The 26604-nt window shown below is 55.4% G+C and carries 18 protein-coding genes, 1 tRNA gene and 3 rRNA genes; 7 read left to right on the plus strand and 15 right to left on the minus strand.

Translation table 11 applies throughout. The features are described from left to right. Window positions 1-192: 192 nt before the first annotated feature. Window positions 193-2991 (minus strand): DNA polymerase I, encoded by a 2799-nt coding sequence (gene polA, locus TAN611_RS23125; RefSeq protein WP_203067056.1) that lies wholly within the window; start codon window positions 2989-2991, stop codon window positions 193-195. 535 nt (window positions 2992-3526) lie between these two features. On the opposite strand from polA, the gene TAN611_RS23130 reads away from it, so the two are divergent. Further along, window positions 3527-4435, plus strand: a complete 909-nt coding sequence (locus tag TAN611_RS23130) for an acyltransferase (protein ID WP_105233119.1) — start codon at window positions 3527-3529, stop codon at window positions 4433-4435. 31 nt (window positions 4436-4466) lie between these two features. Here TAN611_RS23130 and dsbA read toward each other — a convergent pair whose 3' ends face one another. From dsbA to TAN611_RS23145, 3 genes are all read right to left on the minus strand, one after another. After that, entirely contained in the window at window positions 4467-5090 is a 624-nt protein-coding gene (gene dsbA, locus TAN611_RS23135; RefSeq protein WP_015962409.1) for a thiol:disulfide interchange protein DsbA, read from the minus strand. A 29-nt stretch (window positions 5091-5119) separates the two neighbouring features. Next, window positions 5120-6106, minus strand: coding sequence for a serine/threonine protein kinase (locus TAN611_RS23140; RefSeq protein ID WP_187043871.1), 987 nt, complete (start codon window positions 6104-6106; stop codon window positions 5120-5122). Window positions 6107-6190: 84 nt separating this feature from the next. Continuing rightward, on the minus strand, window positions 6191-6460 hold the full coding sequence (locus TAN611_RS23145; RefSeq protein WP_105233121.1) for a YihD family protein: 270 nt from the start codon (window positions 6458-6460) through the stop codon (window positions 6191-6193). 149 nt (window positions 6461-6609) lie between these two features. On the opposite strand from TAN611_RS23145, the gene mobA reads away from it, so the two are divergent. Beyond that, entirely contained in the window at window positions 6610-7203 is a 594-nt protein-coding gene (gene mobA, locus TAN611_RS23150; RefSeq protein ID WP_197950382.1) for a molybdenum cofactor guanylyltransferase MobA, read from the plus strand. Then, window positions 7196-7708: a molybdopterin-guanine dinucleotide biosynthesis protein MobB gene (gene mobB / locus TAN611_RS23155; protein WP_105233123.1), complete on the plus strand. Its 513-nt coding sequence runs from the start codon at window positions 7196-7198 to the stop codon at window positions 7706-7708. The genes mobA and mobB overlap by 8 nt, the downstream gene beginning before the upstream one ends. A gap of 92 nt (window positions 7709-7800) precedes the next feature. On the opposite strand, the gene rrf is transcribed toward mobB, so the two are convergent. The 4 genes from rrf to TAN611_RS23175 all read right to left on the minus strand — a co-directional run bounded on the left by rrf (window position 7801) and on the right by TAN611_RS23175 (window position 12856). Next, window positions 7801-7916, minus strand: a 5S ribosomal RNA gene (gene rrf, locus TAN611_RS23160). A gap of 106 nt (window positions 7917-8022) precedes the next feature. Then, window positions 8023-10930: ribosomal RNA gene (locus TAN611_RS23165) — 23S ribosomal RNA — on the minus strand. A gap of 221 nt (window positions 10931-11151) precedes the next feature. Further along, window positions 11152-11227: transfer RNA gene (locus TAN611_RS23170), tRNA-Glu, on the minus strand. Window positions 11228-11314: 87 nt separating this feature from the next. Continuing rightward, window positions 11315-12856 (minus strand): 16S ribosomal RNA (locus TAN611_RS23175). The 16S, 23S and 5S rRNA genes sit together here with 1 tRNA gene alongside, the layout of an rRNA operon. Before the next feature lie 477 nt (window positions 12857-13333). Between TAN611_RS23175 and TAN611_RS23180 the strand changes: the two genes are divergently transcribed. Then, entirely contained in the window at window positions 13334-14035 is a 702-nt protein-coding gene (locus TAN611_RS23180) for a FadR/GntR family transcriptional regulator (RefSeq protein ID WP_203067057.1), read from the plus strand. Window positions 14036-14070: 35 nt separating this feature from the next. After that, the gene (gene mdtD, locus TAN611_RS23185; protein WP_111737981.1) at window positions 14071-15477 is read left to right on the plus strand and encodes a multidrug transporter subunit MdtD; all 1407 of its coding nucleotides are present in this window, start codon (window positions 14071-14073) and stop codon (window positions 15475-15477) included. Here mdtD and rbsR read toward each other — a convergent pair. From rbsR to kup, 7 genes are all read right to left on the minus strand, one after another. After that, a complete protein-coding gene (gene rbsR / locus TAN611_RS23190; protein WP_203067058.1) occupies window positions 15470-16474 on the minus strand; it encodes a ribose operon transcriptional repressor RbsR in 1005 nt (334 codons plus the stop codon). The genes mdtD and rbsR overlap by 8 nt on opposite strands. A gap of 4 nt (window positions 16475-16478) precedes the next feature. Continuing rightward, window positions 16479-17405, minus strand: coding sequence for a ribokinase (gene rbsK / locus TAN611_RS23195; protein WP_111737982.1), 927 nt, complete (start codon window positions 17403-17405; stop codon window positions 16479-16481). Window positions 17406-17467: 62 nt separating this feature from the next. Next, window positions 17468-18355 carry a ribose ABC transporter substrate-binding protein RbsB gene (gene rbsB, locus TAN611_RS23200; protein WP_105233128.1) on the minus strand — a complete coding sequence of 296 codons (888 nt, stop codon included), beginning with the start codon at window positions 18353-18355 and terminating at the stop codon, window positions 17468-17470. A gap of 23 nt (window positions 18356-18378) precedes the next feature. Next, complete coding sequence (gene rbsC, locus TAN611_RS23205; RefSeq protein ID WP_105233129.1) at window positions 18379-19347, minus strand: ribose ABC transporter permease; 969 nt, start codon at window positions 19345-19347, stop codon at window positions 18379-18381. A gap of 6 nt (window positions 19348-19353) precedes the next feature. Continuing rightward, window positions 19354-20859, minus strand: coding sequence for a ribose ABC transporter ATP-binding protein RbsA (gene rbsA / locus TAN611_RS23210; protein ID WP_105233130.1), 1506 nt, complete (start codon window positions 20857-20859; stop codon window positions 19354-19356). Window positions 20860-20866: 7 nt separating this feature from the next. Further along, the gene (rbsD, locus tag TAN611_RS23215) at window positions 20867-21286 is read right to left on the minus strand and encodes a D-ribose pyranase (protein ID WP_203067059.1); all 420 of its coding nucleotides are present in this window, start codon (window positions 21284-21286) and stop codon (window positions 20867-20869) included. A gap of 194 nt (window positions 21287-21480) precedes the next feature. Then, the gene (kup, locus tag TAN611_RS23220; protein ID WP_105233132.1) at window positions 21481-23349 is read right to left on the minus strand and encodes a low affinity potassium transporter Kup; all 1869 of its coding nucleotides are present in this window, start codon (window positions 23347-23349) and stop codon (window positions 21481-21483) included. 279 nt (window positions 23350-23628) lie between these two features. Between kup and ravA the strand changes: the two genes are divergently transcribed. Both ravA and viaA read left to right on the plus strand, forming a co-directional pair. Then, window positions 23629-25137 (plus strand): ATPase RavA, encoded by a 1509-nt coding sequence (ravA, locus tag TAN611_RS23225; protein ID WP_203067060.1) that lies wholly within the window; start codon window positions 23629-23631, stop codon window positions 25135-25137. Between the two features lie 2 nt (window positions 25138-25139). Continuing rightward, window positions 25140-26603: an ATPase RavA stimulator ViaA gene (gene viaA, locus TAN611_RS23230; RefSeq protein ID WP_203067061.1), complete on the plus strand. Its 1464-nt coding sequence runs from the start codon at window positions 25140-25142 to the stop codon at window positions 26601-26603. Window position 26604 lies beyond the last annotated feature (1 nt).

A 26604-nucleotide genomic window follows, 5' to 3' on the forward strand; every position in this document is an offset into this window, starting at 1 on the left:
CTTACCTCTGTACCCTACGCCTGTAACTTTACATCATTTTTTCACGAGGCAAAAGAATTTTCTGTAGTTTAGTTACAGCAAGAAGGGGGGAATAACGGCGATGTTGCGGAAACAATCGCCGTATAATGTAGCTAAATTACGAAAATAGCTGGGTTTTTCGCCGTTTAGCGTAACGTTCGGACAGTTGCGTAATTAATGCGCTTCTTCCCAGTTATTCCCGGTGCCTACGTCCACTTTTAGCGGCACCGCCAGCGTCATGCTACTTTCCATCAGGTCGCGAATGCGCTGGCTGGCTTCTTCCAGCACCGACTCGTGTACTTCAAACACCAGTTCATCGTGCACCTGCATAATCATGCGCACCAGCGGTTCCTTCTGTTCCAGCAGCCAGCTATCCACGGCAATCATCGCGCGTTTGATGATATCGGCCGCAGTGCCCTGCATCGGCGCATTGATCGCCGCACGCTCCGCTGCCTTACGGCGCATACCGTTGCTGGAACGCACATCCGGCAGATAGAGCCGGCGGCCATCCAGCGTGCTGACGAACCCCTGCTCGGAAGCCTGCTGACGCGTACGCTCCATATAATCCAGCACGCCAGGATAGCGCTCAAAATAGAGATCCATATAGCGCTGCGCTTCATTACGCGGAATCCCCAGTTGGCGCGCCAGACCAAAGGCGCTCATGCCGTAGATCAGGCCGAAGTTGATCGCCTTGGCGCTGCGGCGCTGTTCACCGGTGACCTTATCCAACGGCACGCCAAAGACTTCGGCAGCCGTAGCCCGGTGAATGTCCTCACCGGCGGCAAAGGCTTTCAGCAGCCCCTCATCCTGCGACAGATGCGCCATAATGCGCAGCTCAATCTGTGAGTAGTCGGCAGCCAGAATGCGGTATCCCTTCGGCGCGATAAACGCCTGGCGAATACGCCGCCCTTCCTCATTACGCACCGGGATGTTCTGCAGGTTCGGATCGCTTGATGACAGCCGGCCGGTAGCGGTCACCGCCTGATGATATGACGTATGCACCCGGCCGCTGACCGGATTGATCATCTGCGGCAGCTTGTCGGTATAGGTGGACTTCAGCTTCGCCAGTCCGCGATATTCCAGAATCACTTTTGGCAGCGGGTAGTCCAGCGCCAGCTCGGCCAGCACTTCCTCATTGGTCGACGGCGCGCCTCCCGGCGTCTTTTTCAACACCGGCAGCTTTTGCTTCTCATACAAAATCGCCTGCAGCTGCTTGGTCGATGCCAGGTTAAACGGCTCTTCCGCCAGCTCGTGCGCCTGCGTTTCCAGCTCGGCCAGCCGCTTGGTCAGTTCCTGTGAATGGGTCGCCAGAATATGCTGATCGATCAGCACGCCGGTACGCTCGATACGGGAAAGCACCGGCAGTAGCGGCATCTCAATCTCGCTGAACACTTTGCGCTGGCCGTCACTCTCTTTCAGCTTCGGCCACATGGCCAAATGCAGCTGCAGGGTGACATCCGCATCTTCTGCCGCGTACGGTGCCGCCTGCTCCAATGCAATCTGATTGAATGTCAGCTGATTCTTGCCTTTGCCGGCAATCTCTTCAAAGGTGACGGTTTTATGGCCGAGATAGCGATCGGCCAGGCTGTCCATATCATGACGGCCGCCGACGCTGTCCAGTACGTAGGATTCCAGCATGGTGTCATAAGCGATACCGCGCAGATTGATGTCATACCGCGCCAGCAGGCTCTTGTCGAACTTCAGGTTCTGACCGACTTTCAGCGCTTTCTCATCTTCCAGCAGCGGCTTTAGCGTTTCCAGCACATAAGCGCGATCCAGCTGCTCCGGCGCATCCAGGTAGTCATGTGCCACCGGCAGATAAGCGGCAATGCCGGGCTCAATCGCGAACGACAGGCCAATCAGGTTCGCACTCTGCGTATCCAGGCCGTCGGTTTCGGTATCGAAGGCGAACAGCTCGGCTTTTTTCAGCCGTTCCAGCCATTCGGCAAACGTTTTTTCATCCAGGATGGTGACATAGCCATCCTGCGACAGTTTGGCTTCCGCCGCGGCTTTTGGCGTCTCCGCCGCTGCGCCGGATGATTTTGCCGCGCTGGCTGCTTTGGCGCCGCCTTTTTTACCCTGCAGCCAGGTGCCGGACTCAACGTCCGCCAGCCAACGTTTGAACTCATACTGCTTGAACATCTGATGCAGCTGATCGACATCCGGCGGCAAGACGTTCAGTTCGCTGCAGCTCACCTCCAGCTCAACATCGGTTTTGATGGTCGCCAGCTGATAGGAGAGGTAAGCCACCTCTTTGTTCTGTTCCAGCTTGGCGGCCATGGTTTTGGCGCCGCGGAAACTCAGGGTCGCAATGCTGTCCAGATTGGCATACAGCGTATCCAGCCCGCCCAGCCCTTGCAGCAGCGCCTGTGCTGTTTTCTCACCCACGCCCGGTACGCCGGGGATGTTATCGGAGGAATCGCCCATCAGCGCCAGGAAATCAATGATCAATTCCGGCGGAATGCCGTATTTATCACACACTTCCTGCGGCCCCAGAATAGTGTTGTTCATGGTGTTGATCAGCGTAACGTTTGGCGTCACCAGCTGCGCCATATCTTTATCGCCGGTGCTGATCAAAACGGCATGGCCGGCTTTTTCCGCCTGCAGCGCCAGCGTGCCTATGACATCATCAGCCTCAACGCCCGGCGTCACCAGCAGCGGCAGCCCCATCGCCTTGACCATGCGGTGTAAAGGTTCGATCTGCGCACGCAGATCGTCAGGCATTGGCGGACGGTGGGACTTGTACTCCGCGAACAATTCATCGCGGAAAGTTTTGCCTTTGGCATCGAACACTACCGCCACATGGGTTGGCGCGTACTGCTGCAGCAGGCTACGCAACATATTCAGCACGCCGTACATGGCGCCGGTCGGTTCACCGGCAGAGTTAGTCAGCGGCGGGAAGGCATGATAGGCACGATAGAGGTAAGAGGAACCATCTACCAGGATCAAAGGGTTTTCAGCAATCTGGGCCATAGCGTTTCTTTTTGATGATGGACTTACGGTAAGGATGCCATAGCTAGCCGTCGGAGACGATCCTTAGCGCGCATTACGATGAAAAATGATCGCCTTTTGCAAAGCGATCCGCAGGATCTTTCCTGTGGATAACTTTGTGCATAGAAAAGAGAATGAATTATAACAATGGGTTAGTTGTTATAATAACAAATAAAAAAGTCAATAAAATCATGGCGTTTTATGGTAAGCATCGCTTAGCCGCCATAATTTTCATTTTTTGAGATTTGTGGATATAAGTTACACGTGTAGTTTCGCACGCCGTTAATCAAATTCGGCGCCTCAATTACCCTAGCACAATCTGGAAAGGTTGCACGAAAATTCAGCAAATTGTGACCATAAAAAACGCAGCGAAGGCGAACCCCGCATGGCGCCAAAGAAAACAGTTACGCTTTGTGGGCGCTTTCCTCCCCCTGTTTCTGCTAAAATGCGCCCTTCACGCGCGGAAGCGTATGGTATGCCTGCAACGCTGTCTCCAACCAACCGTCAACCGATAACCATGCCAAGATTGTTAGCCCCTGTTATTTTTATTATTTCTACCTTATTGACCATCCTGTTGACGGTATTGTGTTCCATTCCCATCACGCTGGCCGGTATTGTAAAACTATTGGTTCCCGTACCGGCGATCTGGCGGGGCATTTCCGCCTTTGCAGATTTTATGATGTGGTGTTGGTGCCAGGGGCTGGCTCTGCTGCTACGCATCAACCCGCAGCTTAGCTGGGATATTGAAGGGTTAGAAGGATTAAGCCGCAAGAACTGGTATCTGCTGATCAGCAACCATGAAAGCTGGTCAGATATCGTCGTGCTGTGCGTGCTATTTCGCAATCATGCCCCGATGAATAAATACTTTCTTAAGCAGCAGCTCGCCTGGGTGCCTTTTGTCGGCCTGGCCTGCTGGGCGCTGGATATGCCATTTATGAAACGCTATTCACGCGCTTACTTACTTAAGCACCCGGAAAAACGCGGCCAGGATATCGAAACCACCCGCCGCTCTTGCGAAAAGTTTCGCCTGCGGCCGACTACCATCGTCAATTTCGTGGAAGGATCCCGCTTTACCGAAGCGAAAAAAATTAAAACCAATTCGCCCTATCGCAATTTACTGGCGCCAAAGGCCGCCGGCATCGCCTTTACCCTCAGCGCGCTGGGCAGCCAGTTCGACAAAGTACTCAACGTTACGCTGCACTATCCGGATAACAGCGAACGCCCGTTTCTGGACATGCTCTGCGGACGTCTGAAGCGGATCGTGGTGCGCATTGAAACCTTGCCTATCGATGAAAGCCTGCATGGCGATTACTTCAACGATAAACAATATAAACGGCAATTCCAGCTCTGGCTAAATACGCTCTGGCAGGAAAAAGACCGCTTATTGGATAAGCTAAAACGCCAAACGAAAAACGCCGGTCAATGACCGGCGTTGCAACGTTCGGATTAAGGAAAGGTTATTTCTTTTCGCTCAGGAATTTAACCACGTCAGCAAACTGCTTCACGTATGCATCCATTGAGCTGGTATCCAGACCGTCGTTCTTAACCATGTATTTACCGTTAACAAATACCGCTGGCACACCGCGCAGCTGCAGATCTTCCGCAGCTTTTTCCTGCTGAACGACCAAAGACTTCACCACAAAGCTGTTCAGCGCCGCGTCATAGTCCTCTGCCTTCACGCCCGCCTTCACAAACACGTTGCGAATATCGTCCGGCGTCTGCACGGTTTGAGTTTTCTGTACCGCTTCAAACATTGGCTGGGTGATCTTGTCTTCCACGCCCAGCGCCATCGCCACGGCCCATGCCTGAGTCAGCTGTTTGCCCAGCGGGCCCAGGAACTCAACGTGGTACTTGGTCATTTTGGTGCCCGCCGGCAGCGCTTTTTTCACCGCGTCTGAAACATGGTAAACCTCTTCAAACTGGTAGCAGTGCGGGCAGTAGAACGAGAAGAACTCCAGCACCTGCGGCTCGCCGGTTACCGGCTTATCCAGGGTCACATACTGGGTACCATCGCTAAACTGCGCGGCGGAGGCGCTAAACGCCATAACCATACCAACGAGCGCCAACCAAATCTTTTTCATAAGACTAAACTCTCCATTGTGTTAAATCTTCAATACATCGGCATCAACTGCAGAGGAGGTTCCTGTAGCAGCTTAGCCTGTTCAGTAAATGTCGCGGTCTGAGACAACCAGAAATCAGACTCCGCCATCCACGGAAAACTTCTTGGGAATGCAGGATCCTGCCAGCGACGCGCCACCCATGCCAGGTAATACACCATGCGCATCGCACGTAGCGGCTCAATCAGCGCCAGTTCACGTCGATCGAACTCGGCAAACTCGCCATAGGCTTCTAACAATATATCCAACTGCAACAGCTGCTCGCTACGCTCACCGTGCAGCAGCATCCAAAGATCCTGCACCGCAGGACCATTGCGCGCATCGTCAAGATCGACGAACAGCGGGCCATCGCGCCACAGGATATTGCCCGGATGGCAATCACCGTGCAAACGCAGCGGTTGCCAGTCCAGGTGCCAACTCTGCTTAATAGCCTGAATCAACGTATCCGTCGCGCCAAGGAAGGCCTCTCGCTGTGCCGCCGGCACCAAATCACAGCTCGCCAGAATCTCTCTGGGGGCGGTGAGGTACTCCTCAATACCGATAGTCGGACGCTCGGCAAACAGCTTTTCTCGACCGGTTTGGTGGATGCGCCCCAAAAAGCGGCCTACCCATTCCAGCTGATCGAGATTATCTATCTCATACTGCCGTCCGCCGACGCTGGGGAAAACGGTAAAATAGAAGCCACCGAAGCTCTGTAACGTTTTCCCCTGCAGCCGTAACGGTGCAACCGCAGGCACTTCGGCATTGGCCAGGTCGAGCGAGAACTGATGCTCTTCCTCTATCTGCGCGGCGTTCCAGCGCTCGGGACGATAAAACTTCACCACATAGCGACGACGTTCTTCATCGGTAAACTGATAAACGCGGTTTTCATAACTGTTGAGCGCCGTCAGCCCGGAATCAACGCGCAGACCAACCCCTTCTAATGCGGCCATAATCAGATCGGGAGAAAGGGTATCAAAATTAAACGCAGAATCGTTCATAACAACATTCATTTTAGCCTGATGACAGCACGGGGGCCGGGAATGAAAAATAGTAGCATCAGATGCCCCTGCACCGCAGCAAAGCTAGTCCTTAATCACGCCGCGAGCGCGCAATAATGCCGTTTTGAAATCTTCTTCGTAGTCTTTTTTCAGGCCGGGGATCTGTTCCGTCGCGGCGCTGCCGCGCATTTTCAGATGATAAATTAAAATATCATCGCTTAACTCGGCCAAATTGCCCTGGAAACCCGCTTCCTGCGCCAGTTTTTGCAGAAACTGCATCAGATTGAGGTCGGGCTGTTCCTGCCAGGCCGGATGCAATAGCTCAATCAATTCATCCACGCGATGCGTTTTCATACTCATTCGTCCAATGAAGTTAATAAACCCACAAAGTAGCAGGCTTGTCAGCACAGGGAAAGGAACAGCTTGTCAATAAAGGTAAATCCTGATGTCCGGGTGGCTTTAGCGCTACAATCAGGGCGCAGGCTTCAAGAAGGAATGGTGTTATGCACACAGATATAACCGGAGTAATCCTGGCAGGCGGCAGAGCCACACGTATGGGAGGGGAAGATAAGGGATTAATCTCGCTTGGCGGACTCCCGCTTTATCGCTATGCGCTCGCGCGTCTGACGCCACAGGTTGGCGCCGTTATCATCAGCGCTAACCGTAATCAGGCAGTTTACCAACAGAGCGGTTTACCGGTGGTTGGCGATCTGACGACAGATTTCGCCGGGCCGCTGGCTGGCATGCTGGCCGGCTTACGGTCGGCAAAAACCGACTGGGTGGCCTTTGTCCCCTGCGACGTGCCCGATTTACCGCTCACGCTGGTTGAGACGTTATGGCAAGGCAAGCAACAGGCATTAGCGGCCTATGCCAGCGACGGTGAGCGCGCACACCCAACGCTGGCGTTGCTGCATGCAAGCCTGGCGCCGCATTTGGCCGAGTATTTAGCGCGGGGAGAACGTAAGCTGATGCTGTTCCTCAAAGAGGTTGCCGCCAAGCAGGTGGTATTCAACGATCGATCTCATGCCTTTCAGAACCTGAATACTCCCGATGACTGCCGGCGCTGGCAGCAGGAGAAGGGGCTCAGCAATGACTAAGTTCACTACGCCGCTGCTGGCGATTGCCGCTTATAGTGGCACCGGCAAGACCACGCTACTCAAGCAGCTAATCCCGCTGCTGCGAGAAAAACGCATCAGGGTCGGGCTGATAAAGCATACCCATCATGATATGGATATTGATACGCCAGGAAAGGACAGTTATGAACTCCGTAAGGCGGGGGCCGATCAAACCCTGGTCGCCAGCGATCGCCGCTGGGCTCTGATGACGGAAACGCCGGAACAGCAACCACTCGACCTTCACTATCTGGCAAGCCGCTTCGATCACAATAATGTCGATCTCATTTTGGTCGAGGGCTTTAAACATGAGCCAATTAGTAAAATAATCCTCTACCGCGCCGAAATAGGCCGACCGCTCGAAGATATGCTGGATAACTATGTGATTGCAGTGGCCGGCGATCGTACGTTGGATTTTGCCGGCGCCCAACTTGATATCAACGATCCGGCGAGAATTGCCGATTTTATTGTTAGCTGGCTGAATAAATAAACCTGCAGGCAATGATTGCCTGCTTTTTTATTTTTTCTGACCAAACGCAAAAAGCCTCATGCTTTCACATGAGGCTTTCTACTTTATTTGATGCCTGGCAGTGTCCTACTCTCGCATGGGGAGACCCCACACTACCATCGGCGCTACGGCGTTTCACTTCTGAGTTCGGCATGGGGTCAGGTGGGACCACCGCGCTATTGCCGCCAGGCAAATTCTGTTTTAATCAACCCGCAACGTTTCCACGCCGCCAGTCAATCCAATCTCGGAACTTCACTGAAAATCAAATCGCGTCTCTAAAACACCTTCGGTGTTGTAAGGTTAAGCCTCACGGTTCATTAGTACTGGTTAGCTCAATGCATCGCTGCACTTACACACCCAGCCTATCAACGTCTTAGTCTTAAACGTTCCTTCAGGGGCCTTAAAGGCCCAGGGAAGACTCATCTTGAGGCAAGTTTCGCGCTTAGATGCTTTCAGCGCTTATCTTTTCCGCACTTAGCTACCGGGCAATGCCATTGGCATGACAACCCGAACACCAGTGGTGCGTTCACTCCGGTCCTCTCGTACTAGGAGCAACCCCTCTCAATCTTCCAACGCCCACGGCAGATAGGGACCGAACTGTCTCACGACGTTCTAAACCCAGCTCGCGTACCACTTTAAATGGCGAACAGCCATACCCTTGGGACCTACTTCAGCCCCAGGATGTGATGAGCCGACATCGAGGTGCCAAACACCGCCGTCGATATGAACTCTTGGGCGGTATCAGCCTGTTATCCCCGGAGTACCTTTTATCCGTTGAGCGATGGCCCTTCCATTCAGAACCACCGGATCACTAAGACCTGCTTTCGCACCTGCTCGAGCCGTCACTCTCGCAGTCAAGCTAGCTTATGCCTTTGCACTAACCTCACGATGTCCGACCGTGATTAGCTAACCTTCGTGCTCCTCCGTTACTCTTTGGGAGGAGACCGCCCCAGTCAAACTACCCACCAGACACTGTCCTCACCCCCGATTAGGGGGCCGAGTTAGAACATCAAACATTAAAGGGTGGTATTTCAAGGTTGGCTCCATGCAGACTGGCGTCCACACTTCAAAGCCTCCCACCTATCCTACACATCAAGGCTCAATGTTCAGTGTCAAGCTATAGTAAAGGTTCACGGGGTCTTTCCGTCTTGCCGCGGGTACACTGCATCTTCACAGCGAGTTCAATTTCACTGAGTCTCGGGTGGAGACAGCCTGGCCATCATTACGCCATTCGTGCAGGTCGGAACTTACCCGACAAGGAATTTCGCTACCTTAGGACCGTTATAGTTACGGCCGCCGTTTACCGGGGCTTCGATCAAGAGCTTCTGGTTACCCATAACCCCATCAATTAACCTTCCGGCACCGGGCAGGCGTCACACCGTATACGTCCACTTTCGTGTTTGCACAGTGCTGTGTTTTTATTAAACAGTTGCAGCCAGCTGGTATCTGCGACTGGCTTCAGCTCCATCCGCGAGGGACTTCACCTACGCGCCAGCGTGCCTTCTCCCGAAGTTACGGCACCATTTTGCCTAGTTCCTTCACCCGAGTTCTCTCAAGCGCCTGGGTATTCTCTACCTGACCACCTGTGTCGGTTTGGGGTACGATTTCGTGTTACCTGGAGCTTAGAGGCTTTTCCTGGAAGCTTGGCATCAACTACTTCTGCACCGTAGTGCATCGTCATCACGCCTCAGGGTTAACAAGTAACCGGATTTACCAGGTCACTCCCCCTACACGCTTAAACCGAGACAACCGTCGCTCGGCTAGCCTAGCCTTCTCCGTCCCCCCTTCGCAGTAACACCAAGTACAGGAATATTAACCTGTTTCCCATCGACTACGCTTTTCAGCCTCGCCTTAGGGGTCGACTCACCCTGCCCCGATTAACGTTGGACAGGAACCCTTGGTCTTCCGGCGTGCGGGTTTTTCACCCGCATTATCGTTACTTATGTCAGCATTCGCACTTCTGATACCTCCAGCATGCCTCGCAGCACACCTTCAACGGCTTACAGAACGCTCCCCTACCCAACAACACCTAAGTGTCGCTGCCGCAGCTTCGGTGCATGGTTTAGCCCCGTTACATCTTCCGCGCAGGCCGACTCGACCAGTGAGCTATTACGCTTTCTTTAAATGATGGCTGCTTCTAAGCCAACATCCTGGCTGTCTGTGCCTTCCCACATCGTTTCCCACTTAACCATGACTTTGGGACCTTAGCTGGCGGTCTGGGTTGTTTCCCTCTTCACGACGGACGTTAGCACCCGCCGTGTGTCTCCCGTGATAACATTCTTCGGTATTCGGAGTTTGCATCGGTTTGGTAAGCCGGGATGGCCCCCTAGCCGAAACAGTGCTCTACCCCCGAAGATGAGTTCACGAGGCGCTACCTAAATAGCTTTCGGGGAGAACCAGCTATCTCCCGGTTTGATTGGCCTTTCACCCCCAGCCACAAGTCATCCGCTAATTTTTCAACATTAGTCGGTTCGGTCCTCCAGTTAGTGTTACCCAACCTTCAACCTGCCCATGGCTAGATCACCGGGTTTCGGGTCTATACCTTGCAACTAGACGCCCAGTTAAGACTCGGTTTCCCTACGGCTCCCCTATTCGGTTAACCTTGCTACAAAATATAAGTCGCTGACCCATTATACAAAAGGTACGCAGTCACACCACGAAGGTGCTCCCACTGCTTGTACGTACACGGTTTCAGGTTCTATTTCACTCCCCTCGCCGGGGTTCTTTTCGCCTTTCCCTCACGGTACTGGTTCACTATCGGTCAGTCAGGAGTATTTAGCCTTGGAGGATGGTCCCCCCATATTCAGACAGGATAACACGTGTCCCGCCCTACTCATCGAACTCACGACCTGTGCATCTTCGTGTACGGGACTATCACCCTTTACTGTGCGACTTTCCAGACGCTTCCACTGACACACAAGCCGATTCAGGTTCTGGGCTCTTCCCCGTTCGCTCGCCGCTACTGGGGGAATCTCGGTTGATTTCTTTTCCTCGGGGTACTTAGATGTTTCAGTTCCCCCGGTTCGCCTCATGCCACTATGTATTCATGACATGATAATGTGTCGAAACACACTGGGTTTCCCCATTCGGGTATCGTCGGTTATAACGGTTCATATCACCTTACCGACGCTTTTCGCAGATTAGCACGCCCTTCATCGCCTCTGACTGCCTAGGCATCCACCGTGTACGCTTAGTCACTTAACCTCACAACCCGAAGGTGTCTTCCGACATCGTCGCATTGCTACATTTGAGAGACTCTATGACAGGTTACTCCTCATCCCAAACGTCTACGGGGGACAAGTTTCAGCTGCCATGTTTCAATTTTCAGCTTGTTCCAGATTGTTAAAGAGCAAATATCTCAAACATGACTCGCAAGCCAGTTTTGAGATATCGTTTGATACCGTCTTTCACCCGATATCAGCAAGTGGCGTCCCCTAGGGGATTCGAACCCCTGTTACCGCCGTGAAAGGGCGGTGTCCTAGGCCTCTAGACGAAGGGGACACGATATATGTCGGCTTCGCAGACGCTTTGCTCGTTCTTTTCATCAGACAATCTGTGTGGACACTGCACAGTCAGGATATCTTTAGGTAAGGAGGTGATCCAACCGCAGGTTCCCCTACGGTTACCTTGTTACGACTTCACCCCAGTCATGAATCACAAAGTGGTAAGCGCCCTCCCGAAGGTTAAGCTACCTACTTCTTTTGCAACCCACTCCCATGGTGTGACGGGCGGTGTGTACAAGGCCCGGGAACGTATTCACCGTAGCATTCTGATCTACGATTACTAGCGATTCCGACTTCATGGAGTCGAGTTGCAGACTCCAATCCGGACTACGACGTACTTTATGAGGTCCGCTTGCCTTCGCAGGTTCGCTTCTCTTTGTATACGCCATTGTAGCACGTGTGTAGCCCTACTCGTAAGGGCCATGATGACTTGACGTCATCCCCACCTTCCTCCAGTTTATCACTGGCAGTCTCCTTTGAGTTCCCGGCCGAACCGCTGGCAACAAAGGATAAGGGTTGCGCTCGTTGCGGGACTTAACCCAACATTTCACAACACGAGCTGACGACAGCCATGCAGCACCTGTCTCAGAGTTCCCGAAGGCACCAATCCATCTCTGGAAAGTTCTCTGGATGTCAAGAGTAGGTAAGGTTCTTCGCGTTGCATCGAATTAAACCACATGCTCCACCGCTTGTGCGGGCCCCCGTCAATTCATTTGAGTTTTAACCTTGCGGCCGTACTCCCCAGGCGGTCGATTTAACGCGTTAGCTCCGGAAGCCACGCCTCAAGGGCACAACCTCCAAATCGACATCGTTTACGGCGTGGACTACCAGGGTATCTAATCCTGTTTGCTCCCCACGCTTTCGCACCTGAGCGTCAGTCTTCGTCCAGGGGGCCGCCTTCGCCACCGGTATTCCTCCAGATCTCTACGCATTTCACCGCTACACCTGGAATTCTACCCCCCTCTACGAGACTCTAGTCTGCCAGTTTCAAATGCAGTTCCCAAGTTAAGCTCGGGGATTTCACATCTGACTTAACAAACCGCCTGCGTGCGCTTTACGCCCAGTAATTCCGATTAACGCTTGCACCCTCCGTATTACCGCGGCTGCTGGCACGGAGTTAGCCGGTGCTTCTTCTGCGAGTAACGTCAATGTAATGCCGTATTAAGACACTACCCTTCCTCCTCGCTGAAAGTGCTTTACAACCCGAAGGCCTTCTTCACACACGCGGCATGGCTGCATCAGGCTTGCGCCCATTGTGCAATATTCCCCACTGCTGCCTCCCGTAGGAGTCTGGACCGTGTCTCAGTTCCAGTGTGGCTGGTCATCCTCTCAGACCAGCTAGGGATCGTCGCCTAGGTGAGCCATTACCCCACCTACTAGCTAATCCCATCTGGGCACATCCGATGGTGTGAGGCCCGAAGGTCCCCCACTTTGGTCCGAAGACGTTATGCGGTATTAGCCACCGTTTCCAGTGGTTATCCCCCTCCATCGGGCAGTTTCCCAGACATTACTCACCCGTCCGCCGCTCGCCGGCAAAGTAGCAAGCTACTTTCCGCTGCCGCTCGACTTGCATGTGTTAGGCCTGCCGCCAGCGTTCAATCTGAGCCATGATCAAACTCTTCAATTAAAAGCTTGATTCGCTAAGTTAATAGCTGTTGCTCAAAGATTTACTGCATGAATTTTACTTCAGTTAGTCACTCTTCAAGACTTGATATTTTTTTGCATCCGAGGATGCTGGATATCGTCTTGTGAGTGCCCACACAGATTGTCTGATAAATTGTTAAAGAGCATCGCCGGAGATAATTCTCATCGGCGCGGGCTGCGTATACTACGCTTTTCACCCGGAGAGTCAAGCGTTTATTTCGCTTTCTTCTCGCTGACCCGGCGGCTTGTCAGTCGTTGTTCCCGGTCAGTGGAGGCGCATTATAGGGAGTTCTCAGAACGCCGCAACCCCTAATTTCAAAAAACTTTTCAACTGCGTTATTTTTCAGCAAAAGGGGCTAAAAAGCGCATTTTTACATCACTTTTTCCGACAAACAGCCATAAAACCCCGCGCTCAGTAGAGTAAAATAAGAGTAACGACGTAAGCCAAGGACCCGCAGCCATGCAATTAAATGCTCAACAACAGGCCGCACAACGCAATCTTTCTTATTTACTGGCAGAAAAACTCGGCCAACAGATTCTGGCCGGCGAATTTAAAGCGGGCAGCATTCTGCCCGGTGAAATGGAGCTGGGAGAAACATTTGGCGTCAGCCGCACCGCCGTACGGGAAGCGGTAAAAATATTGGCGGCCAAAGGCATGCTGCTGCCGCGACCGCGTATCGGGACGCGGGTGATGCCGCAAAATCATTGGAACTTCCTCGACCAGGAGCTGCTGACCTGGTGGATGACGCGGGAAAACTTCGATCAGGTCATGCAGCACTTCCTTATTCTGCGTACGTCGCTGGAGCCGCAGGCCTGTTCACTGGCCGCCATACAGGCTGACGGTGAACAAAGAGCGCAGTTGACGGCGCTGATGGCGGAAATGCGCGCCCTGCACGATGATTTTGACCGCGAACGCTGGATACAGGTGGACACGCAATACCACCAGCTGATTTACGCTTCCAGCGGCAACCCTTTCCTGATCTCGTTCTCTAATCTGTTCAGTTCCGTATACCAGAGCTATTTCAGGGCGATAACCAATAATGAGGTGATCAAGCTGCAGCAACACCAGGATATTGTCGACGCCATCCTGGTCAAAGACGCCCAGGCCGCCTTTAAGGCATGCCAGACTCTGTTAGGCGAAAAAAATCCTTCTTCTATATAGAAGAAGGGATTTACCCAGGATTAAGCAGGAAAATAATGACGAAAAACGCACGCAGTATGGCAGGGTTGCCTTGGATCGCCGCTATGGCGTTCTTTATGCAGGCGCTGGACGCCACCATTCTCAACACAGCCTTACCGGCGATCGCCCATAGTCTGGAACGTTCGCCGCTGGCCATGCAGTCGGCGGTCATCAGCTATACCCTGACCGTCGCCATGCTTATTCCGGTGAGCGGCTGGCTGGCCGACCGCTTCGGCACGCGGCGGGTGTTTATCTTCGCCGTTTCGCTGTTTACGCTGGGATCATTATTGTGTGCGCTCTCTCCCAGCCTTAGTTTCCTGGTCATGTCCCGCGTTATTCAGGGCGTCGGCGGAGCGATGATGATGCCGGTGGCGCGGTTGGCGCTACTGCGCGCCTATCCGCGCAGCCAACTATTGCCGGTACTCAATTTTGTCACCATGCCCGGTCTGGTGGGGCCGATCCTCGGCCCGATGCTCGGCGGCTGGCTGGTGACCTACGCCACCTGGCACTGGATTTTCCTGATTAATATCCCTATCGGCCTGCTCGGCATTTTTTATGCGCGCAAATATATGCCGGATTTCACCACGCCAAAACGGCCGTTTGATTTCCTCGGCTTTATGCTGTTCGGTTTAAGTCTGGTGATGATATCCACCGGCCTGGAGCTGTTCGGCGAACGCGTGCTGGCCAGTTATATCTCGCTGGGCGTATTTTTAGGCGGGTTTGTGATGCTGGCAGGCTATATCGCCCATGCCCGTCGTCGTACGCAGCCGTTGATTGGCCTGGACTTATTCAAGACACGCACATTCTCTGTCGGCATTGCCGGCAACGTAGCCTCACGCCTTGGCACCGGCTGTATTCCCTTTTTGATGCCGCTGATGCTGCAGGTTGGCTTCGGTTACTCGGCGATTATTGCCGGCTGTATGATGGCGCCGACCGCCATCGGCTCGCTGCTGGCTAAATCGACCGTGTCTCAGGTGCTGCGCTGGTTCGGTTACCGCAGTACGCTGGTTGGCGTTACGGTGATTATCGGCGTGTTGATTGCGCAGTTTGCGCTGCAAAGTCCGGGGATGCCGCTGTGGCTGCTGATTATTCCGCTATTTTTACTGGGGATGGCGATGTCGACCCAGTTTACGGCGATGAATACCATCAGCCTGGGCGATCTTAGCGACGCCAACGCCAGCTCAGGCAACAGCGTGCTGGCGGTAACCCAGCAGCTTTCCATCAGTTTCGGCGTGGCAGTCAGCGCGGCGGTGTTGCGCTTTTATGATTCACTGTCGCTGGGCACCATTATCGACCACTTCCACTATACCTTTATTACCATGGGTATCGTCAGCGCCGTCTCCGCGCTGGTCTTTATGCTGCTGCGCAAAAAAGACGGTCGCAATTTGATCACCGGCAAGGAGAAACGCGCCAAAGTCAGTTGAGTTGGCCGACCGAGGCGCGCTCCACCAGCTCCGGGGTCAACACCATCACCTGTGCCGCACGCTGTGGGTTCTGCAGGCGATTGATCAACGCATCGATCGCCAGCTCTCCCAGAGAGTCTTTCGGCTGATGAATGGTGCTTAACGGCGGCGCCAGATATTTCGCCAGTTCTATATCGTCATACCCCATCACCGCCATATCCTGCGGCACGCGCAGCCCGGCCTGGAACAGCGCCTGATACACGCCGACCGCCACCGCGTCATTACCGGCAAACACCGCATGCGGCGGTGCCGGCAAGGCAAGCAGTTGCTGCATGGCGCGAACGCCACCTTCAAACTCAAAGTCACAATGCACTTCATAGCCCGCTGGGACCGGCAACCCCGCCTGCCGCATCGCGCGGCGGTAACCTTCCAGACGGTTGCGCGCGGTGGTTTTATCCTGCGGCCCGGCAATGCAGGCAATCTGCCGGTAGCCGCGGGCGATCAGATGTTGCGTAGCCATTTCACCACCGAGCAGCGAGTTGTCCTGAATAATGTCATTCGCCCCTTCAAAAGGCGCCCAGTCCATCATCACAATGGGCAGTGACGGATAACGGCTCAGGTTCGCCGGCGACGGCCGATGGTTTTCGGTGCACATGACCAGCAGGCCGTCGACGCGTTTTTGCAACAGCGTTTCCATGCTGCGGTTCATCCGCGCCGCATCTTCCTCGGTGTTACACAGAATCAGGCTATAGCCACGTTCGTAACAGCTGCGTTCCACGCCGCGCACCACTTCGGCGTAAAACGGGTTATTGCTGGCGGTCACCAGCATACCGATGGTATGCGTCTGTTTGAGCTTCAGGCTGCGCGCCAGCGCCGAAGGCGCATAGTTCAGCTGCTCAACCGCCGCCATCACTTTGTCTCGCACCGCATCGCTGACAAAACGGTTGTTATTAATGACGTGCGACACGGTTGAGGTTGATACGCCCGCCAAACGGGCGACATCTTTCATGGTGGCCAAAAACTTACTCCTGCCGTTGCAAAAAGGCGTCTATCTCTTCACGCCAGGGCACGGAAGGCTGCGCACCCGGACGCGTGACGGCGATCGCCGCGGCGGCATGGCCGAAACGTACGGCCTCCAGCATCGTTTTACCTTCCAGCAGCGCCGTCAGCAGCGCGCCGTTAAAGGTATCGCCGGCGGCGATGGTGTCAACCGCCTCAACCTTAAAGGCCGGTACCAATTTGCCCTCACCGCGTTCGCTCAACCACACGCCGCGGCTGCCGAGTGTAATCAGCACCGTATCAATGCCTTTTTGATGCAGCGCCTGTGCCGCACGCGCGGCATCCTGTTCATTGCCCACCGCAATACCGGTCAGACGCTCGGCTTCGGTTTCATTGGGCGTGATCATATCCAGCATCGCCAGCAGCTCGTCCGGCAGTTCACGCGCCGGCGCCGGATTGAGGATCACCCGCGTCTGATGCTGTTTGGCCAGGCGCGCAGCGGCGATCACCGTATCGAGCGGTGATTCAAGCTGCATCAGCACGGCATCGGCATCGATCACCCGCTGCTGATAGCTCGCCAGATAGTCCGGCGTCAATGCCGCATTGGCTCCGGCATCAATGCCGATCACGTTTTCACCTTCGCCATTGACGAAGATAAGCGCCACGCCGGTGGTGCAGTTTTCAACGGCTTCGATGGATTGCGTATCAACGCGATCGGTCGCCAGTTGCCGGCGAACCCGTTCGCCAACGTCGTCGGCGCCCACGCAGGCAATAAAGGCAATATCGGCGCCGCTGCGGCCAGCGGCCACCGCCTGGTTAGCCCCTTTGCCGCCGAACGCCACCTTATACTGTTTCCCGATCACCGTTTCGCCCGGGCGGGGAAATTGCTCAATATTAAGGATATGGTCGGCATTGATGCTGCCCAGCACCACCAGTTTTCCTGTTTCCATCGCATGGATTCCTTTAACTGCACGCCATCGGCACGTCTGTTCCGATGGCGCGGGTATGACTCTTATTGGGTGACCAGTTTCAAATCAACCGGAATGGTTGCCGCCACTTTTTCGCCTTTCAGCACTTTATCCGCGGTTTCTACGCCGATAACGCCGATTTGATCGGGACGCTGCGCCACCGTTGCCGCCAGCTTACCGCTCTCAACTGCTTTAACGCCGTCGGCGGTGCCGTCAAAGCCGACGACGATTACGTCGCTTTTCCCGGCGGTTTGCAGCGCGCGCAGTGCGCCCAGCGCCATTTCATCGTTCTGAGCGAACACCGCCTGCACGTCCGGGTGCGCCGTCAGCAGGTTCTGCATCACGTTCAGCCCCTTGGTGCGGTCGAAATCCGCTGGTTGGCTGCCCAGCAGCTTAAACTTGTGCTGCGCCTGCGACTGTTTGAAGCCTTCACCGCGCTCACGGGCGGCAGAAGTGCCGGCAATGCCCTCCAGCTGGATCACTTTGGCGTCCGCACCGACTTTGTCGGCAATAAAGTCGCCGGCCATTTTACCGCCGACGCGGTTATCGGACGCGATATGGCTGACCACCTCGCCTTTGGACGCCACGCGATCCAGCGTAATGACCGGAATTTTCGCCTGGTTGGCCATTTTAATCGCATTACCGACCGCATCGGAATCCGTCGGGTTGATCAACAGCATTTTTGGATTCTGCACCATCAGATCCTGCACATTGGCCAACTCTTTCGCCGGGTTATTCTGCGAATCCAGCACCACCAGCTTATAACCCAGCTTGTTGGCTTCCTGCTGCGCGCCATCCTTCATCGACACGAAGAACGGGTTATTCAGCGTGGAGACCACCAGCGCGATGGTGTCTTTCGCCAACGCATTGGCGCTCAGGGTAGCGCTGAGCGCCACCGCGGAAACCAGCATCGTTACTTTTTTCATTTTCATGGTCATTATTCCTGTAGGGGAGGTTACTTGTTGCTTTTATTGTCTACCAGTACCGCCAGCAGTATCACCACCGCCTTGACGATCATTTGGTAGTAGGAAGAAACACCCAGCAGATTCAGTCCGTTATTCAGGAAGCCGAGGATCAGCGCGCCGATCAGGGTGCCGACGATACGCCCCTTGCCGCCGGCCAGGCTGGTGCCGCCCAGTACTACGGCGGCGATGGCGTCCAGTTCATAACCGGTGCCGGCGGTAGGCTGCGCCGAAGACAGGCGTGCAACTTCAATCACCCCGGCCAGCGCCGCCAGCAGGCCACACAGTGAATACACGATGATTTTGACCCGATCTACGCTGATACCGGACAGGCGCGTCGCCGCTTCATTGCCTCCCAGCGCGTAGATGTAGCGGCCCAGACGGGTATGTTGCAGTATGTACCAGACGGCAATAAACACCATCGCCATAATCCAGATCGGCGTAGGCACGCCCAGCGGACGGCCGATGCCGAACCAGCCAAACGCGTCGGCCACATCGGTAAAGCCGGTATTCACCGGGCTGCCGTTGGTGTAAACCATGGTGACGCCGCGCAGCAGCAGCATCATCACCAAAGTGGCGATAAACGCCTGCACCTTACCTTTGGCGACGATAACGCCGGTACAGGCGCCGACCGCGGCCCCCAGCGCCAGCGCCGCAGCAACCGCCACCAGCGCGTTGACTTCCAGGCCGACGATCGAGGCCGCCACCGCGCCGGTTAGCGCCAGCAGCGATCCCACCGACAGATCGATGCCGGAGGTCAGGATCACCAGCGTCATCCCTACCGCCATGATGGCGTTGACCGAGGTCTGCTGCAGAATGTTAAACAGGTTATTGAGCGTGAAAAAGTTCGGGCTCATGGACGACACCACGGCGATCAGCACCAGCAGCGCAATCAGCGACTTCTGTTCCAACAGCCATTCTTTACTGAACCAGCGCTTGGTTGCGATAGTCTGAGAACTCATAGTTAATTACTCCTGCTTTGCGCCGTATTGCTTGCCGACGGCCGCGGCCATCAACGCTTCCTGAGTGGCCTGCTCAATCGGGAACTCACCGCTGATGTGGCCTTCATGCATCACCAGTACGCGATCGCTCATCCCTAACACTTCCGGCATCTCCGAAGACACCAGAATGATGCTGAGCCCTTCTTGCTTGAACTGGTTGATAAGCTGGTAAATCTCTTTTTTCGCCCCGACGTCGACGCCGCGCGTTGGTTCATCAAGGATCAGTACCTTAGGCCGCGTCATCAGCCCGCGGGCAATCGCCACCTTCTGCTGATTGCCGCCGGAAAGCAGGCCAATCGGCTGCTCCATTGACGGGGTTTTGATGTTAAACAGGCGAATAAAATCCCCTACCGCCTGCCGTTCCTCAGCCTGTTTCAGGCTGCCACCGGTGCGGCTGAAATAGCGCAGCGCGGTCAATGACATGTTTTCTTTGACCGACATGCCGAGCACCAGGCCGTCGCGCTTGCGGTCTTCGGAAATATAAACGATGCCGTTTGCCAGCCCGTCCTGCGGCGAACGGCACAACACTTCGCGGCCGTCCAGCCGCACGCTGCCGCTCTTGCGCGTCGCCGCGCCGTAGAGGATTTTCATTAATTCGGTACGGCCGGCGCCCATCAGCCCGGCAACGCCAAGAATTTCGCCGCGATACAGGGTGAAACTGACATCATGCACGCCGGGGCCAGACAACTGGCTGACTTCCAGCCTTTTGTTGCCGCGCGGCAGGTTCAGCCTCGGGTATTGATCTTCCAGTTTACGGCCAACCATCATTTCAATCAGCCGCTCTTCCTGCAGCTCATTCACCGGCCGCTCGGCGATAAACTGGCCGTCGCGGAAGATGGTAACGTCATCACAGACCTCGAAAATCTCTTTCATCCGGTGCGAGATATACACAATACCGCAGCCTGCCGCTTTCAGTTCATTGATCACCTTAAATAAGGAGGCGGTCTCGGTATCGGTCAGCGCGTCGGTAGGCTCATCCATAATGATCACCTGCGACTCAAAGCTCAGCACCTTGGCGATTTCCACCATCTGCTGATCGCCAATCGACAGTTCCCCCACCAGACGGTGGCTGCTGTAACGCAGATTAAGACGCTGAAGCAACTTGTCAGCCTCGGCGTACATGCGTTTCCAGTCGATACGGCCAAAGCGGTTAACGAATTCGCGGCCGAGAAAGATGTTTTCCGCAATGGTCAACTGCGGGATCAGGTTCAGCTCCTGATGAATAATGCCGATGCCCGCATCCTGTGACGCTTTCGGCCCGTGAAACGCCACCTCTTTACCGAGGAAACGCACGCTGCCGGCATCTTTGCTGTAGATGCCGGTCAACACTTTCATCATGGTGGATTTGCCGGCGCCGTTTTCGCCCACCAGCGCCATCACCCTGCCGGGGTACACGCTGAGCGCCGCCCCGGACAGCGCCTTCACGCCGGGAAACGCCTTATCTATCCCGGTCAGTTGCAATAAAGGTTGCATAAATACCTCAGAAAGTTACGCCGGCGCACAGGATAATGTTCGCATAGGGCGAACATTCCCCGCTGCGAATCACCGCCCGGCTGTGCCCGATTTGCGCTTTGAAATCGCCGTGGCTGATATAGCGCACGCTGATGGTATTTCCCTGCTGCTGCCCCAACTGCGTCAGTTGCGCCAACAGAGCGCTATGGAGCGAGGGGTTTTGCGTGACGAGCTCTTCGGCCAACATGGCGCTTTCCACCTGCATTTCCTGCGTGACCGCAGTAAACAGCTGTAAAAAAGTCGGCACGCCGGCCATCAGCGCCACATCGATACGCTCAACGCCGGCCGGGATCGGCAAACCGGCGTCACACAGGGTGAGCTGGTCGGTATGGCCGAGACGGGAAACCGCCGCGGAGATGTCGGCATTAAGCAGCACGCCTTTTTTCATTTCTTTCGCTCCACTTATTCTTTACCAGCGAAACGTTTCGCTTGTCGTGGAGTGTAAAAAAACAACAAAGGAAGGCAACCGACATAGCGTGGAAATGTGATCGCTATCGAAACGTTTCGATATCAGCGCGGCAACGCAGGTAAAAAAGAAGGGGCGCCGCATGCGACGCCCCCGAGAGAAGAGATAACGGAACCTTATATTTCGACCTGCGTTCCCAGCTCGATAACCCGGTTCGGCGGAATTTCAAACTGATCCGGCGCCCGCAGCGCATTACGGCTGAGCGCAATAAACAGCTTACCGCGCAAGAACAGATACCACGGCCGTTTGCTCAACAGCAGCGATTCATGCGACATAAAGAACGAGGTTTCCATCATACGGCACGGCAAACCCTCCAGGCCGCAGCGGTGGAACACCTCCTCGACATTCGGCGTTTCTCGCCAGCCGTAGCTGGCGACCACGCGCCAGAAGGTCGGCGACAGCTGCTCAATGGTGACCCGCCGGACATTATGGACGTACGGCGCATCTTCGGTACGCAGCGTCAGCAGCACCACGCGCTCATGCAGCACCTTGTTATGTTTGAGGTTGTGCAGCAGCGCAAACGGGATCACGTTGGTGGCGCGCGACATAAACACCGCGGTGCCCGGCACCCGCACCGGCGGCGATTTCTCCAGCGAGGCGATCAGCGCCTCCAGGGAGTTGCCGTGCTCATGCATACGGCGCAGCAGGCGAAAACGTTCGCTCTTCCAGGTGGTCATGACGATAAACATCATCAAGCCGATGGTCAGCGGCAACCAGCCGCCGGAGAACAGCTTCAGCGCGTTGGCAGAGAACATCGGCACATCAATCAACAACAGAGCTATCAATATGCCCACCGCCAGGAAGCGATTCAGGTGCCAGTTTTTAATCGCCACCGAGGTCACCAGAATGCTGGTCAGCACCATGGTGCCGGTTACCGCAATGCCGTAGGCCGCAGCCAGATTGCTCGAATGTTCAAAGCTGACGATCACCAGCACCACCGAGATATACAGCAGCCAGTTAATCACCGGGATATAGATTTGGCCGGACTCCATTTCCGAGGTATGGATAATGCGCATCGGCGGCAGATAGCCCAGACGCACCGCCTGACGGGTTAAGGAGAAGACGCCGGAGATCACCGCCTGCGAGGCGATCACCGTCGCCAGCGTGGCCAAAATCAGCAGAGGAATCAGCGCCCAGTCCGGCGCCAGCAGAAAGAACGGGTTTTTGATCGCTTCCGGGTTCTTTAACAGCAGCGCGCCCTGGCCAAAATAGTTCAGCACCAGCGACGGCAACACCACGGTGAACCAGGCCAGACGAATAGGGAATTTACCGAAGTGGCCCATATCGGCGTACAGCGCCTCAACGCCGGTAATCGACAGCACCACCGCCCCCAGGGCAAAGAACGACACTTTCTTATATTCGAAGAAGAAGTTCAGCGCCCATTTCGGGTTCAGCGCCTGCAGCACCTCCGGGTTATCGATGATGCTGCGCACGCCGAGCAGCGCCAGGGTCAGGAACCAGATCAGCATTACCGGAGCAAACAGTTTGCCCACGCTGCCGGTACCGTGCTTTTGAATAATAAACAGCAGCGTCAGCACCAGAATCGCCAGCGGAACAATATAGGGATCCAGCGCCGGCGCGGCGATTTCCAGACCTTCGATCGCTGACATCACCGAGATCGCCGGGGTGATCACCACCTCGCCGTAAAAGAAGCTGCCGCCAATCAGGCCGAGTATCACCAGCACCGCCGTGGCGCGCGCCGAGGTATTGCGCCCGGCCAGCGACATCAGCGTCAAGATACCGCCTTCACCGGCGTTGTCCGCCCGCATTACGTAGGTGAGGTATTTCAGCGAGACAATAATGACCAGCATCCAGAAAATCAGCGACAGGAAGCCAAACACCACATCGGGCCGGACATCAAAACCATAATGACCTGAAAAACACTCTCTCAGGGTATAAAGCGGGCTGGTGCCAATATCGCCATACACCACGCCGATAGCCGCCAAGGTTACCGCCGCCAGGGACTGCTTACGTTCTGTGCTCATAATTCGTTTTCTTGATTAGAACAACCGTTAGCGCTGCATCCGCCAAGACGGGCTCCAAGATCCATTACGTCCACTAAAAACCGCACAGTATGCACGAATTCCTTAGGTTGCCTACTCTATAAAATGTCTCAGAAAAACGACAAAGTGTGAGCAAACAATACATTTGATAATAGAAAGTTTTGGCTAATCAACCAGCTATACCATTAAAAATGATGGTGGTTTATCATCGCCCATTCGGACAAGATTGGCTAATTTATCTCGGACAACGCGAAAAATCTTATGGCGTCTTCATCACTACTGGCAGAACGAATTTCCCGGCTCAGCAGCGCGCTTGAGAGCGGCCTTTATGAACGTCAGGAAGCCATCCGGCTCTGCCTGCTGGCGGCGTTAAGCGGCGAAAGCGTATTTCTGCTCGGGCCGCCGGGTATTGCAAAAAGTCTGATCGCCCGCCGCCTCAAATTCGCCTTCCGCCATGCCCGCTCCTTTGAATACCTGATGACCCGCTTCTCCACGCCGGAGGAAGTATTCGGCCCGCTCTCCATTCAGGCGCTCAAAGACGAAGGGCGCTACCAGCGCCTGACCGACGGCTACCTGCCGGAAGCGGAAATCGTGTTCCTCGATGAAATCTGGAAGGCTGGCCCCGCCATTCTCAATACCTTGCTGACCGCGATTAACGAACGCCGCTTCCGCAACGGCAACAGCGAAAAGCCGATACCGCTGCGCCTGCTGGTCGCCGCCTCGAATGAACTGCCGGAGGCCGACAATAGCCTGGAGGCACTGTATGACCGCATGCTGATCCGTCTGTGGCTGGACAAGGTGCAGGATAAGCAGAACTTCCGCTCGCTGCTGACCAACCGGCAAAGTGAAAACCAAAACCCGGTGCCGGAAGCACTGAGCGTCAGCGATGAGGAGTTCCGGCAATGGCAGGCGCAGATCGATAAAATTCAGCTGCCGGAGAACTGCTTTGAACTGATATTCCTGCTGCGCCAGCGGCTGGATGCGCTTGAACAGGCGCCCTATGTTTCCGACCGACGCTGGAAAAAAGCGCTGCGCTTACTGCAGGCCTGCGCCTTCTTCAGCGGCCGCGAAGCCATTGCCCCGATCGATCTGATGCTGCTGAAAGACTGCCTGTGGCACGATCTGGCCTCCATGAAGCTGATGCAGCAACAAATTGACCAACTGCTGAGCGAGCAGGCCTATCAGCAACAGACGTTGCTGCTCCAGCTGCAGCAGTTGCATACCCGCTGGATGCAGCACCAACAACAGCAAAGCGATCGCCGGGCCATCAGCCTGGTGAAAAAAGGCGGCATGTTCAGCCGTAAACCGCAATACGCGCTGGGTGAATCACTCGGCAGCGGCACGCTGACGCTGTTGCTGCAAAAGCCGCTGCAGCTGCATGATATTCAGGTTAACCATTTGAGTATCGACAGCAGCACGCTGGAAAGCTGGCTGCAAAAAGGCGGCGAGGTGCGCGCCAAGCTCAACGGCATTGGTTTCGCGCAGCAGATTGATTTAGAGGTGGATGAGCAGCAGCACCTGACCGTGCTGGACGTCAGCCGCCAGCCATCGCTGCTGGCGCTGCCGGGCAAACAGACCAGCGCCACGCCGCCGGAACTGCTGGAGGAACTGGATACGCTGATGCAGCGGCTGGCGGAACAGCGGCGGTTATTCAGCCAGCATCAGCCCTGCCTGTTCACCCCGGCCGCCGGCCTGGCCAAGATAGAAGCCAGCCTGCTGCAGGTAGCGGAGCAAATTAAACAGCAGCAACAGCAAATGCAGGGCCAGTAACCGTGCTGAACCTGGAGACGCTCAACCTGCTGCTGGCCATTACTGAAGGCGAGCTGATCGAAGATATGATCGTCGCCATGCTGGCTGCGCCGCATCTGTCCGCGTTCTTCAGGAAATTCCCGGCGCTGCGCCGCGCGCTGGATCGCGATCTGCCGCGCTGGAAGCTGCAACTAAAGCAGCGGATCCATGAGGCAATGGTCCCGCCGGCGCTGGCGCAGGAATTCTATCGTTACCAACAGTGCCAATTGGAAAGCAACGCGCAGTTTTATCAAAACCTCAACGATACCCTGGAACTGCTGCGCCAGTTGGTTTCCCCCTTCTATGAACAGGCGCGCAAGCTGGTGGACGCCGCCGATCTGCCCAATCATCCGCTGGATGACAGCTTCCAGACCCTATTTTTGCAGCGTTGGCGCATCAGCCTGACGCTGCAGGCCACCATGCTGCACCACCAACTGCTGGAACAGGAGCGCGAACAGCTGATGGCGGAACTGCAGGAGCGCCTGGCGCTGAGCGGCGCGCTGGAGCCGGTGCTGGCGGAGAACGATACCGCCGCCGGCCGGCTGTGGGATATGAGCAAAGGGCAGTTGCAGCGCGGCGACTATCAGCGGCTGGTGGAATACGGCAACTTTCTGCAAACCCAGCCCGAATTGAAGAAACTGGCCCAGCAGTTGGGACGCAGCTACGAGGCAAAAGCCATTCAGCAGCAGGATGCGCAGCCGGAGCCGTACCACGTCATGGTGCGGGTGCCCGCCACACTGCCGGAAGAGGTGAACGGCGTGCATCAAAGCGATGATATTTTACGCCTGCTGCCGCCGGAGCTGGCGACGCTCGGCATTGAGGAACTGGAGTTTGAGTTTTACCGCCGCCTGCTGGAAAAACAGCTACTGAGCTACCGTTTGCAGGGGGATTCCTGGCAGGAGAAGCTGATGATCCGCCAGGTCACTTATCAGCAGCAGGATCAACAGCCGCGCGGGCCGTTTATTGTCTGTGTTGATACCTCCGGCTCAATGGGCGGCTTCAACGAACAGTGCGCCAAGGCGTTTTGTCTGGCGCTGCTGCGCATTGCGCTGGCGGATAACCGCCGCTGCTACATCATGCTGTTCGCCAACCAGATCGTCCATTATGAACTGACCGCCGCCAGCGGTATTGAACAGGCGGTGCGCTTTCTCGGCCAGCATTTCCGCGGCGGCACCGATCTGGCGGCCTGCCTGAGCGCAACGGTGGGGAAAATGGCGGAGAGCGGCTGGTTCGACGCCGACGCGGTGATTATTTCCGACTTTATTGCCCAGCGGCTGCCGGACGAAGTGATTAAAAAGGTGAAACAGCAGCAGCAGAGCCATCAGCAGCGTTTTCATGCGGTGGCAATGTCCGCCTACGGCAAACCCGGCATCATGCGCATCTTCGACCATATCTGGCGCTTTGATACCGGGCTAAAAAGCCGCTTAATGCGCCGCTGGCGGCGCTAAC

The sequence above is a fragment of the Serratia sp. Tan611 genome (assembly GCF_905188235.1).
Classification (GTDB): domain Bacteria; phylum Pseudomonadota; class Gammaproteobacteria; order Enterobacterales; family Enterobacteriaceae; genus Serratia_B; species Serratia_B rhizosphaerae.

What these genes read in the sequence shown, in the direction of transcription:
- rbsD (WP_203067059.1), bottom strand. Translation starts at nt 21,286, where the DNA reads ATGAAAAAAGGCGTGCTGCTTAATGCCGACATCTCCGCGGCGGTTTCC.
- dsbA (WP_015962409.1), bottom strand. Translation starts at nt 5,090, where the DNA reads ATGAAAAAGATTTGGTTGGCGCTCGTTGGTATGGTTATGGCGTTTAGC.
- mobB (WP_105233123.1), top strand. Translation starts at nt 7,196, where the DNA reads ATGACTAAGTTCACTACGCCGCTGCTGGCGATTGCCGCTTATAGTGGC.
- rbsA (WP_105233130.1), bottom strand. Translation starts at nt 20,859, where the DNA reads ATGCAACCTTTATTGCAACTGACCGGGATAGATAAGGCGTTTCCCGGC.
- mdtD (WP_111737981.1), top strand. Translation starts at nt 14,071, where the DNA reads ATGACGAAAAACGCACGCAGTATGGCAGGGTTGCCTTGGATCGCCGCT.
- rbsC (WP_105233129.1), bottom strand. Translation starts at nt 19,347, where the DNA reads ATGAGTTCTCAGACTATCGCAACCAAGCGCTGGTTCAGTAAAGAATGG.
- polA (WP_203067056.1), bottom strand. Translation starts at nt 2,991, where the DNA reads ATGGCCCAGATTGCTGAAAACCCTTTGATCCTGGTAGATGGTTCCTCT.
- TAN611_RS23130 (WP_105233119.1), top strand. Translation starts at nt 3,527, where the DNA reads ATGCCAAGATTGTTAGCCCCTGTTATTTTTATTATTTCTACCTTATTG.
- rbsK (WP_111737982.1), bottom strand. Translation starts at nt 17,405, where the DNA reads ATGGAAACAGGAAAACTGGTGGTGCTGGGCAGCATCAATGCCGACCAT.
- ravA (WP_203067060.1), top strand. Translation starts at nt 23,629, where the DNA reads ATGGCGTCTTCATCACTACTGGCAGAACGAATTTCCCGGCTCAGCAGC.
- TAN611_RS23180 (WP_203067057.1), top strand. Translation starts at nt 13,334, where the DNA reads ATGCAATTAAATGCTCAACAACAGGCCGCACAACGCAATCTTTCTTAT.
- rbsB (WP_105233128.1), bottom strand. Translation starts at nt 18,355, where the DNA reads ATGAAAATGAAAAAAGTAACGATGCTGGTTTCCGCGGTGGCGCTCAGC.
- mobA (WP_197950382.1), top strand. Translation starts at nt 6,610, where the DNA reads ATGCACACAGATATAACCGGAGTAATCCTGGCAGGCGGCAGAGCCACA.
- TAN611_RS23145 (WP_105233121.1), bottom strand. Translation starts at nt 6,460, where the DNA reads ATGAAAACGCATCGCGTGGATGAATTGATTGAGCTATTGCATCCGGCC.
- TAN611_RS23140 (WP_187043871.1), bottom strand. Translation starts at nt 6,106, where the DNA reads ATGAACGATTCTGCGTTTAATTTTGATACCCTTTCTCCCGATCTGATT.
- kup (WP_105233132.1), bottom strand. Translation starts at nt 23,349, where the DNA reads ATGAGCACAGAACGTAAGCAGTCCCTGGCGGCGGTAACCTTGGCGGCT.